We start from the raw sequence: 15,325 nt of genomic DNA on the forward strand, positions 1-15,325 counted from the left end.
GGAACACCGCCCCGCACGGGTGGGTCCGGCGGAGGCGGCTGGGACGATCTGGGACGCACTGAGCCCTTTCCAACTGGCTGGATGGGCGGGTTGTTGGGCTGAAGGGCGGTGTCCGGACGTGAAGAAGCTCCTGGTAGACGGGTTCACGACCAAGATCGCCTGTCTGTCAGGAGCTTCCGCGTGCTTGTCTACCCGTCCGGCATCGATGTGTCCACCTCGACCTTGCGCTTCCTGTCCGCTCGGCTGCGGGCCCGCTGTCAGGAACGCGGAACGCGTTGGCGCCGCGTGAGCGTGGGCCGCCAGGCCCTGCTCGTCCTCGCGCACCTGCGCTTTGGCCACACCTACGCCCAGCTCGCAGCCGGATTCCGTGTCGGCACCACGACCGCCTACCGGTACATCGCCGAGGCCATTGATGTCCTGGCCGCCCTTGCACCGACCCTCGCCGAAGTGATGAGACCGCCTCCACCAAGGCATTCGTGATCCTGGACGGCGCGCTGCTGCCCATCGACAGGATCGCCGCCGACCGACCCTTCTACTCCGGGAAGCACAAGAAACACGGCATGAACGTGCAAGTGATCACCCATCCGGCGGGGCGGATGCTCTGGGCATCGCCCGCTGCCTGGAGCGGTCCACGACATCACGGCCGCGCGAACCCACGGCATCTTCGATGCCCTGGAGGAAGCCGCCGTGGAGTGCTGGCCGACAAGGGCTACCGAGGCACCGGCGGCACCATACGAGTGCGTACTGGGGCCGCTGGGAGACGCCCCCGCAGGGCAGCAGGCCGTCTACCGCTCGCACGCGAAGATCCGCGCGCTCGTCGAGCGGGCCATGGCCACACTCAAAACCTGGCGGCTCCTGCGCAAGCTGCGATGCTCCACAACCCGCATCACCAGCCTCGTCCAAGCCGTCCTCACCCTGCACCTGACCTGCTCGAAATGAGGTTGGAAAGAGCTCACTGGCGACGACTCACTCGATGACGCAGGAGCCCACGGATGACGTCGCAGATTCGGGTCCCAGCCAAGAACCAGGTGGAACCGGACGTAGCGGAGGGAGTGACGACACCGCTGATGGGCAGTCCGGTCCAATGGAGCTGGGAGGAGCTGCTGAGGCGCAGCTCCGAGACGGAATCCGCGGCATTGCCCTGGACCGGTGATGTGCGGTTTCGATAGCGCGTCGGGCGGCCAGCAGCCAGTTCCGCGATGACCTGGCCAGTGCGCTGTCGGGTGGCAGCACTTCGACAGACACCGGCCCGCTGTCGAGAGTTTCTCTGAGCTCCGACCAGACGGGCTCCTCGGCGTCGATTAGCTGGCTCAACTCACACATGCCCGCATCGTTTGACCCAGGCCTTCCCGGATCGGAGCCTCAGGGTTGCTCGTTGCTGAGGCGTGGCGTTGCTTCGCGGTCTGTCTCGGCGCGTGGTGACGAAGTTGTGACGCTGAGAAGCCCGATCTGGCTCGAAACGCGTTGCGGCTGCAACGCCTGGTTGATACAAAAGATCGAACCCGTGTCGCATTTGACGTGTGTGCGTGCCGGTGCGGGGGAGCAGGTCTGGTTCACAACTGACGCACGGGGGTGTGTGAATGAAGTTCGACATGGGGTCGACGACCCTGTCCCAGCTCGGCAAGAGCACGGCCGGGTCAAGTGACGACCTGGGCGCCCTGATCCAGCAGTTGGTGGCGGCGGCGCAGCCGCTGGAGGGGAAGTTCAACGGGACCGGCCGGGCCGCGTTCGACTCGTTCAAGGACCGCTCGGATGAGATCACGGCCGCGCTGAACGGGTCGCTGCACGCGATCCTTGGTGGTCAGGCAGGCATGGACGAGTCCTTCACCACCGGTATGCAGGAGCAGTCCGACAACGTCAACCAGCACATGAGCGCTGCCAACTTCGACGCCGCCCGGTTCGGCGCGCGCTAGGCCCGGGGGGACCACAGACATGGCTAACCAGGACCGCAACTCGTATGACATCGCTGCCTCGACCGAGGTGCAGGGCAGCCTGCTGGCGATCGTGGGCCGCCTTGAGCTGGTGCTCGGCGACCGCGATGCGGCGGTGAAGGCCGCGATGGCCGAGTTCCAGGCCGACGGGGTCTCCGAGGAGTACCACGGCAAGGAAGTCCGCTGGAACAAGGCGGCCAACGAGGTACGCGAGATCATCAAGCTGGTGCGCTCCACGCTGGAGAAGAACGACGAGACCGCCCGTTCGACGCTGGCGAGGGCGAAGGCCGCGGTCGACAACATCGGCTGACAGAGCTGGCAGGGCCGATACGGCGGGCAATCGAAAAGGCAACGGGGAAGCAGGCGGCGCCGGTCGGGCTTGACCGGGGCCGCCGTGGGTGCTGGGGGCGTTCGTGACGAAGTGGGACATTGAACCGGTCGGTGTGCTGGCCACCCTGTCGACGACGGGAGAGGCGGCCGGCCACCTGGAGAGCGCATTCACATCGATGATGAAGGACCTGGCGAGCGCCGCGGCTTCGGCGGGCACCGTGCTCAGGGGGGCCGACTACAACCCGGCGGCGGGCCCGGTCGCGCCGGGAGCGGTGCGGCCGAATGTCACGAAGCAGCCCATGATCGGCCCCGTGGCACCGGGTGCCGCCCGGCCCGAGGTGGCGGTGTCCGCACCGGCCATCGGCCCGGTCGGTGCGGCGTTGAACGCCTACCTCGAAAACCGGATCGCGAAGATGTCGTCGATGGCCGCACGCACCGGCAATGCCATCAAGGGAGCCTCCGAGGCCACCAACTGGTACCAGCACGGCAACCTCGCGATGGCGAACAACGCCCAGGAAGAGGTCGTGCGGGCACCCGACAAGCTTGATATGCCGGGTGCGGGGCAGGGGGCGAAGTGAGCGAGCAGGCCGTCCCCGCGGCGGAGGTCCCTGAGTTCACCGGCAGCCTGGAGCAGTTGGAAAGGGACGTCTCGGCGATCAGCGCTGACGGGTCGTCCATCTGGTCGGCCGGCACCAAGGTCGACGCCGCCTTTCGGGGGCTGTCCTCCTACTACCAGGCCCCGGAAGCGGAGCAGTTGTTCGCGGTCACCGCGCCCGTGGCCACCGGGGCCAACGAGTTCTGCGACGAGTTGGAGTCGGTGGCCCAGGCTCTGGGCGCGTACGCCGGTGAAGTACGCCCCCTCGTGCAGAAGCTGGAACGTCTCAAGGGTGAGGCGGCGGATTTCGAGAGCCGCATCGCCGGGGACGGCGAATGGGCCTACGACGACGCGCTGATCGATGAGAACAACGCGCGCCGCAGCGAGATCAACGCGGCCTATGTGGCCTTCCAGGCGGCGGAACTTGCCTGTGCCAACAAGATCTACGCGCTGTTCAGCGACTTCCGTTTCGTTCCCGACAACGGCGACGACAAGCGTGCTGACAACGAGTACGGCTACAGCGCCGACATGCTCGACGACGCCGAAGGCCTGCCCTGGGGCGACAGGCTGGACGAGTCCATCCACTGGTACGAGCTCCACCGTCAGGTCAAGCATTTCGTCTGGGACGGCCTCATCGTCGACTTCGGGTGGGGCACCATCCGCGGAATCGGCACCCTTTTCGGCGCCGACGGCTTCGACGCTGCCCTAGGCGCCTGGGAAAACCTGGGGAAGGTCATCGCCGGCGTCAGCCTCCTCGTCTCCCCGATGGCCCTTCCGTATCTCGCTACGCCGGACAAGTACATGCCGGAGCACCTGCGGGAGAGCCGCACCGCCCTGAAAGAGGCGGGGAAGGCGATGGTCTCCTGGGACCAGTGGGGCAAAGACAACGCCCGCGCCGCAGGCGCCACCTTCGGCAATGTCATCACCACGATCTTCACCGGCGGAGCAGGCGCCGCGGTCAAGGGCGGTGCGATCGCCCGTGGGATCTCGCTGGCGGGCAAGACGGCGCGCTTCATTGACCCGATGACCCACGTCGTCCATGCCGCCGGAGTCGGTGTCCGGTTCGGTGCGGTCAAGCTGGGCGACGCGCTGGCGAACCTGCGGATGCTGAGCAACGGCGAGTACCTGAGGATCGGCGAAGGCGCATACCGTCTCGACAACACCCCCGGTGCCCGGGCAGAGGCCGCTGCCTTCCCACCCGAGAAGTTCGAGAAGCTCGTGGACTTCGAGGGCAACACCATCTACGCCCCCAAGGCCGGCGGGGAGTGGCTCAACCCGGACGGCACCCTCTACAAGGGCAAACCCGCGATAGCAGAGGCCGCGCACACTCAACGGGCCGCGACCGGGCAGGAAGCCGTGCCTCCGCGAGAGCCAGCTCTGGTAGGCGCGGGCGCACGAACAGGAGAGGTCACCGCTCACGCCCGCGACGGCCTCGAGCCGGGTGCTGCCCGAGGACCTGGCGACGACGCGGGCTCGGCCCGCGACCTGGCCTCGGGGCGCAATGTAGATTCCGGTTCCGGACAACGTGCGGGGCGTGGGCCGGACAACGGCAACAATGGCATTCCGGCCCGCTCGGGTGGGACAGGCGGCGCTCTCGACGGTCCGGGACACGGCGGCAACGATGCCCTCGGCGATGCTGGGCGCGCTGGTGACGAGAGCGACTTGCCCGGGGGGCAGGCGGACACCGATGCGGGGGCGGTCGACAACGGGCAACAACCCCCGCGTGAGCGAACCGCTGAAGAGCAGAAGAAGATCATCGAGGAGCAGATCAAGAAGGCCAACGATCCGGATCAGACCTGGTTCGAAAGAAACTACCGTTCCGACGGCCACCGCAGAAGTATCAAGACGCTCGACGAGAACGGGGATGAGCTGCCCATTCTGGCCAAGGACTCGGACGGAGGCTGGATAGCAAAGGACTCGCTGCCCCCGAAGCCGGGCGCGAAGGGCACACTCGATCCCAGGAGCCCGTTCACTCGCGATTCGGTTCCGGATGGCCAGATGGGCCATCTCGACGAGGCGGCGTCGAACCGCAAGGTCTCGAACGCCCTCACTCAGGCTGAGCAGGCGTACAAGAAGGATCCCTCCGCTGAGAACCTGGTGGAGCTCAACAAGGCGCAGGACGCGTTCGACGCTCAGATGCCGGGTCGACCCAACAACAGCTCGATAGCCGAAGCACTTGGCGAGCAGGCCGCCATGCGGCACGTCATTCCGCAGGCGTTCAAGGGCGCCCAGTGGATCGATTTGCCGAAGACGGCCAACGGCGCGAACATGTTCGACCAGCTGTACCGGCTCGATGACGGCACTCTCGTCATCGCTGAGGCCAAGGCGCCGAAGGCAAATCCTATCTGGCGTAAGGGCGCTGGCGATGCGGAAGGCTGGATGGTCCAGCAGGGCACGCGGCCATACATCGAGACGATCCTCTCCCAGATGGAGAGGAGCGGGTCACTCGTAGCGAAAGACAGCGCTGGTAACCCAGTTCTGGACGCCACAGGAAAACCCGTGACAAACAGCGACATCGCGCGCCAGATCTCTGACGCCCTGGACGCTGGCAAGCTGAAATACGTCATGGTGAAGGCCGCGGAGAATCCGGGCACCTATGCTGGTGCGAAGCTGGAACATTTCGACATTGGCTAAAAGGAGAGAACCAGTGGTCACGAGCATTCCCCGCCATGGCTACCCAGCGAGCATCAACGTCGAGACCGACATTGACACGGCAGCAGGCTTGGAAGCGCTCACGGCGACCGCCAATGGACTGCTGGAGCGCCTTGAGCGGTCGGACATGGCCCGACGTCGGGCGCTGGACACGACGTTGACCCTGGCCCAAGCGCGATGCGAGGTGGACCCGGATGCCGACGAGTTCGAGACCTGGGAAGCCTGGGTCACTGCGATGCAGTTGGGATCCGCTCGGTTCGCCATGGCCACCGCGCCCGAGGGCAGCACTGTGATGTGCCGGATCAAGGAGAAGGAGTGGAATCTTCCCGGCACCGGGGCGCAGCCGAATGTGAACGCCGGCTCCTGGATCAAGGCCTTCTATCTTGCGCTGATCTGCCGGGAGAACGAGCGGCTGGGTCAGCTGGCCCAGGTACCCGTCTCATTGCTGCGCGCGTCGGGTGCGACGTTCGATGAGTACATCTACTCGTGGGTGGAGACCCTCCAGCGGTTCTGGCTGGGGCTGGAGGGTGTGAGCAACCATTTGGTGGCCGCTGTGGACGGCACCGGCCCTCATTCGGCGCGCCACGCTGACCAGGAGCTGATGTCGATGGTCCTGTATCCGCCGATCATCCTGTTCTACCGCTACCTGCGCGGGGACCACGCCGAGTTCAATGAGGCCCTTGTCGACGCGATCAAGTGGCACAAGTCGTATTGGAGCGGGGATGATGATCGCGCCATCAGTAGCGAAGGCTATGTGGCCCTCGGCCCGCTGGCCATCGCCTGCCTGGCCCGAGACCGGGGTTTCCCCATCGAGGTCGAGTCCGACTATCTGCCCAAGGCGCTGCTGAACTTCGCCTGGGTGGGTGAAATCGATACCTGATGCCGTGGCGACGGCGTGCGTCGCCCGATGCGCGGCGGTCAGCCGTGTCGATCATCGTTGAGGGATGATATGTCTTATCTGCCTCCTGTCGCCCCGCAGGGTGTGCCGCGTACGGGGCCCTACCCGACCCACCCGGAGCCTCCGGTTGCTTGGCATCACTACCCGGTTCCGCGGTACGGCGTTCCTGTGGGTGCTGGTGAGGTGCGGCCCTTGGCCGGGCTCAGGGCTCGTCTCGGGGCCCGGGTGCTGGATGTGCGCTTCTGGATCGCGTGCTATTGGGTGGTGGCCTTCCCTGTCGCTCTGTGGATCGATCGGACTACGGCGGTGCTGTCGGAAGTCACTGTTGGCATTTGGTTGCTCAGCTCCTTGGTCCTGTATTTCCCGGTCTGCATATTCGTGTTCGGGTGTATATTCGGTAAACTGATCTGCAGCGTGAGGATTGTGCGTCCCGAGGCTGGCCAGCGTGTGGGTTCTTGGCGTGCGGTGGTGCATGAGTTTTCCTGGATCGCCGTGATTCCTGTACGGCGCAAGGCTTAGCGATGGGTGCGCAGGAGTACGACAGCCAGTTGCTCGAGTCGGTGTCGGTTCGGCGTCGGCGGATACGCGACGCGTTCCTGTTCGGGAGTGAGCGGGCGCGGCGGTCTCTTGACGAGCGCATGGGCAAGGTGTTTGCCGGGATTGTGATTGCGGCCGTTTTGTGCGCGGGGTGTGTGGGGTGGTCGTTCATTTCTGAGCGGCTGATCGGGAAGTCGCCGTACGGGCCGTCCGTGCAGCAGCCCACCACTTCGCCCTCTGTTTCCCCTTCGACCCGGTGATAGGTTCGAACGCGTGGTGAGCATGGGGGTAGTGAGTCCGGCGGGCCGGTTGGGTTTGAGCCGGGTCACGCTTGTCGGTGAGCGTCGGCGTATTGATCTGGTGCTGCCGTCGGACGAGCCGATCGGCCGGTTGTTGCCGGAAGTGCTGCGACTCCTGGACGACGAGGTCGCGGCGCGGCCGGCGAGCCGTCATCTGGTGACCGCGGATGGCTCCGCGCTGCCCTACGCCAGCACGCTCGCTTCGGCCGAGGTGGCCGACGGCGCGGTGCTGCGGCTGGTGCGGGTCGAGGATGCGCCGTCTGCTCCTGTGGTGCATGACGTCACCGACGAGGTGGCGGAGGATCTGGGGCTGCGCGGCTGGCGATGGCGGCCGCGGGCGCGTCGGGTGACCGCGGGGGCCGCTGCTCTCGTGTGGGCCCTGGCTGCCGGGGTGCTGGCGCGCGGTGAGTTCGCGTTGTCGACCGTCGCGACGGTGCTGCTGGTGGTCGGTGCGGCGGCCGCGGTCGGCGGCGCCCTGTGCGGGCGGGCCGGGCAGCGCGGGCTGGCCACCACTTTGATCGTGACCGGCGGGGCCCTGGCCGTGCTGGGGTCGTGGACGCTGGCCGACGCACACCTGTGGTCCGGAACGGGGCGGCTCGGCGTGGTCGCGCTGGCGGTGACGGCGGCGTTGCTGCTGCTGGGCTGGTTTTCGCCGCTCGGGCGGGGCGGGCTCATCGGTGCCGGGGCGGTTGCCGCGGCGGGCCTGTGCTGGGGTGGTGTCGCGGCGCTTCAGGCCGGGGCCTCTGTGGCGGGTGAGCAGGCACGTGTGGGTGCGGTGCTCGCTGTGGTGTCGCTGGTCGCGCTGGGTTTGCTGCCGCGATTGGCCCTGATGGCCTCGGGGCTGTCCGGGCTCGACGACCGCCGCCTGGGCGGGACTTCAGTGAGCCGGCATGAGGTGGGAAGCGCCCTGACAGCCACCCATCGAGGCCTGGCACTCGCCACGATCGTCACCGCAGGGTCCGCGGCCGCCGCCGGGGTCTTCCTCCTGCGCACGCCGACCGCGTGGACCGTGCCGCTGGCCGTGATCGTCGCGTTGGTGCTGTGGCTGCGGGCGCGGGCCTTTCCCCTGATCGCCGAGGTCGTGGTGCTGCTCGGCGCGGGAAGCGTCGTCGGGCTCGAACTCGTCATGGTGTGGCTGGAGCGTGCGGGCACCGCGTTCGGGCCGCTGGCGGTGCTGGTTGCCCTCGCCCTGGTCCCGTTCGGTGTGCTGGCGGTGCAGCCTGCCGAACATGTCCGGGTGCGGTTGCGCCGGTTTGGCGATCTGCTCGAGACGGTGGGTGTGATTGCTCTGTTCCCGCTGGTCATCGGGGTGTTTGGTGTGTACGGGCGTTTGCTCGACAGTTTCTGATCGGGTGAGCGTGCAGCCCTGTCGGGCTTGGAGGGGAATGCGGCGATGGCCGGAGGCGACTGGCAGCAGGACGTGCTGCGTGAGTTGAAGCAGGCGGGCACTGAGCAGCCGATCGAGCCGACCAGGACCGTGAAGCTCGTACGGAAGCCGTCCGGTGCTCCTGCCGTGGCGCCCGTCGCACCGCGGCCTGCCGCCCCCGCACCGGCGCCTGGGCCCGATCCGCGGGCCGCCGGACCGGCGGTTTCCCCTGGCGCGCAGGTTCCCGCGCCGCCATCTCCGGCGCAGGTCGACCCGCGCACCGCGCCGTCGCCTGCGCACACTCAGCCGCGGCCGGCCGCACGACAGGCCAGCCAGCGCACACCGCGCGATCCCCGCGTGCCCATGCCCACCCCGGAGTCGGTGCCCACGGTCGATCCCCGCCTGGCCGGCGCTCTGTCGCGCCCCGTGCGCGGTGACTCAGCCGCACGCCGTACGGGCCGCTCCCTGCGAAAGCTGACCTCCTCCGCGTCCCAGGATGTGGCCGAGCAGACACAGTTGGCCCGCGAATTGCAGCAGCCCGTCACCACCGGCCGGGTCATCGCGGTGACGTCGATCCGCGGTGGTGTGGGCAAGACGACCATCTCGGCGCTGCTGGCCCGCACGTACAACCACTACCGTCACGACCCGGTTCTCGCCCTGGAGGCGGACGCTGCGCTCGGAACCCTGCCGGTGCGCCTCGGCGCGGATACGGTGCGTTGGTCGTGCACCGATCTGGCCGGGATCCTCGAGCCGTCGATGCTGCTCACGGACGTGACCGGCTATCTGGTGCCGGTCACGGATGGCGGCTGGCTGTTGCCGGCCGGGCAGGGGCGGATCGGGCCGCCGCTGGATGTGGCGACGTATCTCAGTGTGAGCCTCGCCCTGCGCCGCTACTTCGGGGTGACGGTGGTGGACTGCGAGTCGCTGCCCGGGGAGGTGGCGCGCACCGCGATGGGCACCGCGCACGCCCGGGTGATCGTGGCGCCGGTGACCGCGGAGGGTGTCAGCGGCACCTGGCAGGTCCTTGACTGGCTGGCCCGCCTGCCCGCGCCGGCGCTCGCCCACACGGTGGTCGCCCTGTGTGAGAGCTCCCCGCACGTCCGTCTCGATGTGAAGGCCGCCATGGGGCATCTGCGCGAGACCGGGGTGTCCGTGGTCCACGTGCCCTACGACAGGCACCTGGGCGCGGGAGGCCCGGTCATCAACTCGATGCTCTCCCAGGACAGTCAGCAGGCCGCCGTGCAACTCGCGGCCAAGGCCTTGCAGTTCGCGGTGAGGACGCCATGACCCAGCAGATCATCCACCGTCCGGCCCGCTCCACGCGGCCGCCCGCCCCGGCGCGGGCGCGCACCATCGAGGCACCGCCGAACCTCCCTGAGGGGAAGATCGGTAATGCGGCGACCGCGTTGCTGCCGATGGCAGGCGTGATGGGTTCGGTCGTGATGATGACCGTGATCCGTAACAGTCAGTTCGCGGCGATCGGCGCCATCGTGCTGGTCTTCGCGCTGCTGGGAGCGGCGGCGCTGTTCGTCTCGCAGCGCGGCAAGGCGCAGCGGACCCGGCGTGCTCAGCGGGAACGGTATCTGGAGTATCTCGAGGAGACGCGTGAGGAGTTGAGCACGGCCGAGGGCGTCCGGCGCGAGCAGGCCAGGTTGCTCAATCCTGACCCGGCGGCGTTGTACGACGTCGTCCGCGATCCGGCGCGGGTGTGGGAGCGGCGCCGCCTCGACGCGGACTTCCTCACCGTCCGCCTGGGCACCGGGCAGGTGCCGGTGCAGGAGCTGGCAATCGGAGAGAGCGGCGGCAGCGTGATGACGCCGCCGGATCCGTTCATGCTCAACGAGGCCCGGGCGCTGCTCGCCCGTTACGTCTCCACCAGCGACTTCCCACTGACCGTGCCGCTGGACCGGGCGGGGAACGTCACCATCGTCGGCGCCGACCGCGAGGCCGTGCTGCGTGTGACGCGGGCCCTGGTCGTGCAGAGCACGGCGCTGCACGCGCCCGGCGATGTCGCCCTGGCCCTCGGCGTCGCGGGTGACAGGATCCAGGACTGGCAGTGGGCCAAGTGGCTCCCCCACGTGCTGGATCCGGACCGGTTGGACGGGCCCGCCCCGGCACGGCGGATCGCACCGAGCATGGACCAGCTGGCCGACCTGCTCCGCACGGACCTGCGCCGCCGTGCCTCCTACGCCGCTGAAGTACGCCGAGGGCTGTCCGACCAGCGTGCCCTGAAGCTCGCGGACCGGCTGCTCGTGATCAGCGACGAGCACGGCCGCACGGCGGCCGAACTCCCCAGGCCGGATGCGGCCGTGGGGCTCGTCGACATGGGCGTCACCGTGCTGCACCTGCTTCAGCAGCAGGTGCACGAGCCGGATGAGGTCTCGGTGCGCATCACCGTCGACGGCGACCGGGTACAGGTGGAGGACCTGCGGGCGCCGGTTGCGGCGGCGGCGTACGGCATCGCGGACGATGTGGGTGTCCCGGGCGCCGAGGGACTGGCGCGGATGCTCGCGCCGCTGCGGCTGTCGGCCGAGTCGGTCGAGGACGGCACCCCCGTCTCCGGGCCGGTCGACTTCCCCGCCCTGCTCGACGTCGACGATCCGGCCGCCCTGGACCTGGCAACGCTGTGGGCGCAGCGCGCCGAGCGGGACTTCCTGCGCGTCCCGATCGGCGTCGACGACCATCACAAGCCCGTGCTGCTGGACTTGAAGGAGTCCTCCGAGCTGGGCATGGGCCCGCACGGCCTGTGCGTAGGGGCGACCGGATCCGGCAAGAGCGAGCTGCTGCGCACCCTGATCCTGGCCCTGACCGCCACCCACGCGCCCGACGACCTGGCGCTGGTACTGGTCGACTACAAGGGCGGTGCCACCTTCGCGCCGTTCACCCGTCTTCCGCACGTTGCCGGAGTGATCACCAACTTGGAGAACCAGGCGGGCCTGGTCGAGCGGGTGCACACCAGCCTCGCCGGGGAGGTCAAGCGGCGTCAGCAGGTCCTCAAGGACGCGGGCAACGTCGCCGACATCGGCCACTACGCCGCCCTGCACGCCCAGCGCCCAGAGCTGGGCCTGGAGCCATTGCCGCACCTGTTCGTGGTGATCGACGAGTTCGGTGAACTGCTCACCGCCAGGCCGGACTTCATCGACCTGTTCCTGTCCATCGGCCGTATCGGACGGTCGATCGGCGTGCATCTGCTGCTGTCCAGCCAGCGCATCGAGGCGGGCAAGCTCAAGGGCCTGGAGACCTACCTGTCCTATCGTCTCGGGCTGCGGACGTTCTCCGCGGACGAGTCACGGACCGTCCTGGACACCACCGACGCGTTCAATCTGCCGCCGCTGCCCGGCTTCGGCTATCTGAAGGTCGACACGTCGACGTACGAGCGGTTCAAGGCCGGCTACGTCTCCGGCGCCTACCGTGGCCCCGCCCTGCGCGAGAAGCCCAAGGACGAGCCGATGGCCTGGCCGTATCCCACCTTCAACACCCTTGGCAGCGAGGTCGCGGCGGGGGTCTGCGAGCCGGCGATGCGGGAGCGGGAGACCGGCCCGAGTGTCATGTCGGTCATGGTCGACCAGCTTGCCCGCGCGGCTGAGCCGGTGCGCCGCATCTGGCTGCCGCCGCTCCCGACGGTGATCAGCCTCGACCAGGCCGCGGGGCCGCTGGACGTGTCCCCGCGCGGACTCCACCTCACCCGCCGGCCTGGGCGGCTGCGGGTCCCGTGGGGAATCCTGGACGATCCGGCCAAGCAGTGGCAGGGCCAATGGAGCCTGGACCTCACCGTCTCCGGCGGCCACGTGGCCCTCATCGGCGGCCCGCAGGCCGGTAAGACCACTGCCCTGCGCACACTGGCCATCTCGCTGGCCCTGACCCACACGCCGCGCGAAATCGCCCTTTACGGGCTCGACCTGGCCGGCGGCGGACTCGCCGCGCTCGCCAAGCTGCCGCACGTGGGCGGCATCGCCGGCCGCGCCAACTTCGAGCGCGCCGCCCGCACCGTCGCCGAAGTCCGCGCCATGCTCAACGAACGCGAAGAGCTCTTCCGCACCCACGGCATCGACTCACCCGAGCAACTGCGGCACCTGCGCTCACAGGGCAAGCTCGCGGACCTGACCGCCACGGACGTCGTGCTGCTCATCGACGGCTTCGGCGCCCTGCGCGACGAATTCGCCGATCTCGAGGATGACGTCAACGACCTCCTCAAGCGCGGCGGCGGCTACGGCATCCACGTGGTGGCCGGCATGCTCCGCTGGAACGACGTCCGAATCGCCACCCAGGCCCTGTTCGGCACCCGCATCGAACTACGCCTCAACGACTCCGGCGACTCCTCCATCGACCGCAAGCTCTCCGAGACCCTCAGCCCCGACGAGCCGGGCCGCATCCTGACCGACCAGAAGCTCTTCGCCCACGTCGCCCTGCCCCGCATAGACGGCCGAAAAAGCACCGGCGACCTGGCCGCGGCCGTGGAGGAGGCGACGGCCTCCGTGCGCGCCGCCTGGCACGGCGACCTCGCCGCCCCCGTGCGGGTCCTGCCCACCCAGCTGGCAGCGGACAAGCTGCCCGGCCCGAACGCCGAACCCAGGCGCATCCCCATAGGCCTCGACCAGGACGTCCTCGCGCCGGTCACCCTGGACCTGGCCGGTGGCGACCGGCACCTGCTGATCCTCGGCGACAGCGAGTGCGGCAAGACCAACCTGCTCAAGCTGATCGTCGGCCAGCTGACCGCCCGCTACACCGACGAGGAACTGGTATTCGGCGTCTTCGACCCACGCCGGGGCCTGCGCGGCCTGGTCCCCGAGCCCTACCGCGGCGGCTACGCCTACAACACCAACCTCGCAAACGCCCTGGCCACCGGCATCGCCACCGAACTGGGCAAACGCATGCCCGACGAGAGCGTCAACCACGACACCCTCACCGACCTCTCGATCGCCGTCACCGGGCCGCGCATCGTCATCCTCATCGACGACTACGACATCCTCACCACCGCCGGCCAGCAGCCCCTGCAGCCCTTCCTGCCCTACATCTCCTCCGCCCAGGACATCGGCCTCCACTTCGTCATCGCCCGCCGCGTCGCCGGTCTGTCCCGCGCCCTGTACGAGCCGTTCCTGACGACCCTGCGCGAATCCGGCACCACCGCCCTGCTGATGACCGGCGAGCGTACCGAGGGCCAGCTCTTCCCCGGCCTGTACGCCTCCCAGCAGCCGCCCGGCCGCGGCACCCTGGTCCGGCGGGGCCGGCGCCACCAGCTCGTCCAGACCGCCCTCGCCCCACAGACGCAGGAAGCAGCAGGCTCGTGACCAAGGACATCGTCGTCCTCACCGAGAAGATGCCCGACCCCATGACCATCCTCATGGGCCTGTACGCGGGCGGCCCCGACCTCGACGCCGAGGCCCTCCACGACGGTGCGGTCATCCAACTGAGCACCCCCGCCGGACGTCCCCTGCTCTCGGTGGACGCGCCCATACTGGTCCACGTGCCCGGCGAAACGGCCCGCCTGCTGGGCGGCGACACCGCGCCGCCGGACGCGCCGGTGTGGTGGACCGAAGTCCGCGCCTCCACCGCCGTGCCCGAGGCGGCGCGCCTGGCCGCCTCCTTCGCCGGGCGCCTCAACGCCCTGCGCGGCGGCACCACCTGGCCGCCCGGCACGTCCACCGTGGACGCCGTCGAGCTCACCGAGGAAACCGCCACCGCCACCGTCGCGGCCTCCGACGAAGCGCAGCTGTCCGTCGACGTCCTCACCCAGCAGGCAGCCGTCCTCATCGACGACCGCCCGGTCGTCGCCATGACCACCCACCTGACCGACGTACTGCGCCGATCAGCCGACGCCGAACTCGCCCTGCAGATCGTCACCCAACCCGGCACCCGCCTCACCCTGCCCACCCGCACCGCGCTCGGCGGCCACCCCAACCGCTGGATCATCCGTGACGAGCGGTGCGGCTACTACGACGGCCTCTCCGGCGCCATCCTGCGCTGGCAGAACGGTGCCTTCACCCCCCTGCGCACACCCGACGGCGAGGCTCGACTCGCCGACGCCTTCAAGACCGGCGCCGCAGCCGTCGGCGAGCGCCAGCTCCTGCTCTCCCTGCGCACCCGACACCCGGCCGACGCCGACCTCACCCTCGGCGGCGCGATCGAGACCTGCTGGCAGACCCTCACCGGACGTCCCCCGGCCGGCTGGGGCACCGCCGAACCCGTCAACCTCCCCTGGTCACCACGCCGGCTGACGGAACTCGCACGCGATCGCGCCCCCAAGCGCACCTGGCTCACCACGGTCGGCCACGCGGACCGCCCCGCCCTCGCCACCCTCACCGTCCGCAGCACCACGGCCGGCATCGAGGAGGAAGCCACCCTCGCCTTCGGCTACGGCCCCGACGAAACCGCGCCCCTGGAGGCCATCGAGCCCCTCACCGCCGCTCTCGCCGCCGAACACGGCCTGGTCAGCCTGATGACCAGCCTCCGCCCCGGCCGCCGCGACCTCACCACGCCGCCCCACCTGGAAGCTCCGCCCGTCCCCGTGTCCTTCAGCGTCGGCGCCGACGACATCCACGGCATCGGCCTCGAGTACGCCACCCGACCGCCACTGACCACCACACCCATCCGACTCGGCCCCCACGCACGGCCAGCCGTGCACTACCCACTGGGTGACGGAACCGACCCAAGCACGTGGCAGGACTTCGAGACACTGCTGCGGCACCTCAAAGCGGAGACAGACCGGCCGACCTGAGC

At 69.0% G+C, this 15,325-nt stretch carries 13 protein-coding genes and 1 pseudogene; all 14 read left to right on the forward strand.

Annotation, left to right across the window (positions count from 1 at the left end; translation table 11 throughout):
- Nucleotides 1–180 precede the first annotated feature (180 nt).
- The 14 genes and pseudogenes from ABZ532_RS03350 to ABZ532_RS03415 all read left to right on the forward strand — a co-directional run bounded on the left by ABZ532_RS03350 (nucleotide 181) and on the right by ABZ532_RS03415 (nucleotide 15,323).
- Nucleotides 181–480: a transposase family protein gene (locus tag ABZ532_RS03350; RefSeq protein ID WP_361279171.1), complete on the forward strand. Its 300-nt coding sequence runs from the start codon at nucleotides 181–183 to the stop codon at nucleotides 478–480.
- Nucleotides 477–548: pseudogene (locus ABZ532_RS03355) on the forward strand (hypothetical protein); the annotation flags it as partial. The gene ABZ532_RS03350 and the pseudogene ABZ532_RS03355, both read left to right, overlap by 4 nt.
- Nucleotides 549–615: 67 nt before the next feature.
- The gene (locus ABZ532_RS03360) at nucleotides 616–939 is read left to right on the forward strand and encodes a transposase family protein (RefSeq protein WP_361279437.1); all 324 of its coding nucleotides are present in this window, start codon (nucleotides 616–618) and stop codon (nucleotides 937–939) included.
- A 641-nt stretch (nucleotides 940–1,580) separates the two neighbouring features.
- Nucleotides 1,581–1,913 (forward strand): hypothetical protein, encoded by a 333-nt coding sequence (locus tag ABZ532_RS03365; protein ID WP_361279173.1) that lies wholly within the window; start codon nucleotides 1,581–1,583, stop codon nucleotides 1,911–1,913.
- 19 nt (nucleotides 1,914–1,932) lie between these two features.
- On the forward strand, nucleotides 1,933–2,241 hold the full coding sequence (locus tag ABZ532_RS03370; protein ID WP_361279176.1) for a pore-forming ESAT-6 family protein: 309 nt from the start codon (nucleotides 1,933–1,935) through the stop codon (nucleotides 2,239–2,241).
- Nucleotides 2,242–2,344: 103 nt separating this feature from the next.
- Nucleotides 2,345–2,839 carry a DUF6507 family protein gene (locus tag ABZ532_RS03375; protein WP_361279178.1) on the forward strand — a complete coding sequence of 165 codons (495 nt, stop codon included), beginning with the start codon at nucleotides 2,345–2,347 and terminating at the stop codon, nucleotides 2,837–2,839.
- Entirely contained in the window at nucleotides 2,836–5,490 is a 2,655-nt protein-coding gene (locus ABZ532_RS03380) for a hypothetical protein (RefSeq protein ID WP_361279180.1), read from the forward strand. The genes ABZ532_RS03375 and ABZ532_RS03380 overlap by 4 nt, the downstream gene beginning before the upstream one ends.
- 13 nt (nucleotides 5,491–5,503) lie before the next feature.
- A complete protein-coding gene (locus ABZ532_RS03385; protein WP_361279183.1) occupies nucleotides 5,504–6,388 on the forward strand; it encodes an immunity 49 family protein in 885 nt (294 codons plus the stop codon).
- Nucleotides 6,389–6,457: 69 nt separating this feature from the next.
- Complete coding sequence (locus ABZ532_RS03390) at nucleotides 6,458–6,925, forward strand: RDD family protein (RefSeq protein WP_361279185.1); 468 nt, start codon at nucleotides 6,458–6,460, stop codon at nucleotides 6,923–6,925.
- Nucleotides 6,926–6,927: 2 nt separating this feature from the next.
- Nucleotides 6,928–7,203 carry a hypothetical protein gene (locus ABZ532_RS03395; RefSeq protein WP_361279187.1) on the forward strand — a complete coding sequence of 92 codons (276 nt, stop codon included), beginning with the start codon at nucleotides 6,928–6,930 and terminating at the stop codon, nucleotides 7,201–7,203.
- Between the two features lie 22 nt (nucleotides 7,204–7,225).
- Nucleotides 7,226–8,590 (forward strand): type VII secretion integral membrane protein EccD, encoded by a 1,365-nt coding sequence (eccD, locus tag ABZ532_RS03400; protein ID WP_361279438.1) that lies wholly within the window; start codon nucleotides 7,226–7,228, stop codon nucleotides 8,588–8,590.
- A gap of 45 nt (nucleotides 8,591–8,635) precedes the next feature.
- Nucleotides 8,636–9,895: a hypothetical protein gene (locus ABZ532_RS03405; RefSeq protein ID WP_361279189.1), complete on the forward strand. Its 1,260-nt coding sequence runs from the start codon at nucleotides 8,636–8,638 to the stop codon at nucleotides 9,893–9,895.
- Nucleotides 9,892–13,896, forward strand: coding sequence for a type VII secretion protein EccCb (gene eccCb / locus ABZ532_RS03410; RefSeq protein ID WP_361279192.1), 4,005 nt, complete (start codon nucleotides 9,892–9,894; stop codon nucleotides 13,894–13,896). The genes ABZ532_RS03405 and eccCb overlap by 4 nt, the downstream gene beginning before the upstream one ends.
- Nucleotides 13,893–15,323: a DUF6177 family protein gene (locus ABZ532_RS03415; RefSeq protein WP_361279195.1), complete on the forward strand. Its 1,431-nt coding sequence runs from the start codon at nucleotides 13,893–13,895 to the stop codon at nucleotides 15,321–15,323. Before eccCb ends, ABZ532_RS03415 begins: the two co-directional genes overlap by 4 nt.
- The last annotated feature ends 2 nt before the right edge of the window (nucleotides 15,324–15,325 follow it).

Source organism: Streptomyces sp. NPDC019396 (assembly GCF_040632375.1).
Taxonomy (GTDB): Bacteria; Actinomycetota; Actinomycetes; order Streptomycetales; family Streptomycetaceae; genus Streptomyces.

Excerpts from the sequence above, each read along its gene's own strand:
- ABZ532_RS03365 (WP_361279173.1), top strand. The coding sequence starts at position 1,581 with ATGAAGTTCGACATGGGGTCGACGACCCTGTCCCAGCTCGGCAAGAGC.
- ABZ532_RS03405 (WP_361279189.1), top strand. The coding sequence starts at position 8,636 with ATGGCCGGAGGCGACTGGCAGCAGGACGTGCTGCGTGAGTTGAAGCAG.
- ABZ532_RS03390 (WP_361279185.1), top strand. The coding sequence starts at position 6,458 with ATGTCTTATCTGCCTCCTGTCGCCCCGCAGGGTGTGCCGCGTACGGGG.
- ABZ532_RS03395 (WP_361279187.1), top strand. The coding sequence starts at position 6,928 with ATGGGTGCGCAGGAGTACGACAGCCAGTTGCTCGAGTCGGTGTCGGTT.
- eccCb (WP_361279192.1), top strand. The coding sequence starts at position 9,892 with ATGACCCAGCAGATCATCCACCGTCCGGCCCGCTCCACGCGGCCGCCC.
- eccD (WP_361279438.1), top strand. The coding sequence starts at position 7,226 with ATGGGGGTAGTGAGTCCGGCGGGCCGGTTGGGTTTGAGCCGGGTCACG.
- ABZ532_RS03370 (WP_361279176.1), top strand. The coding sequence starts at position 1,933 with ATGGCTAACCAGGACCGCAACTCGTATGACATCGCTGCCTCGACCGAG.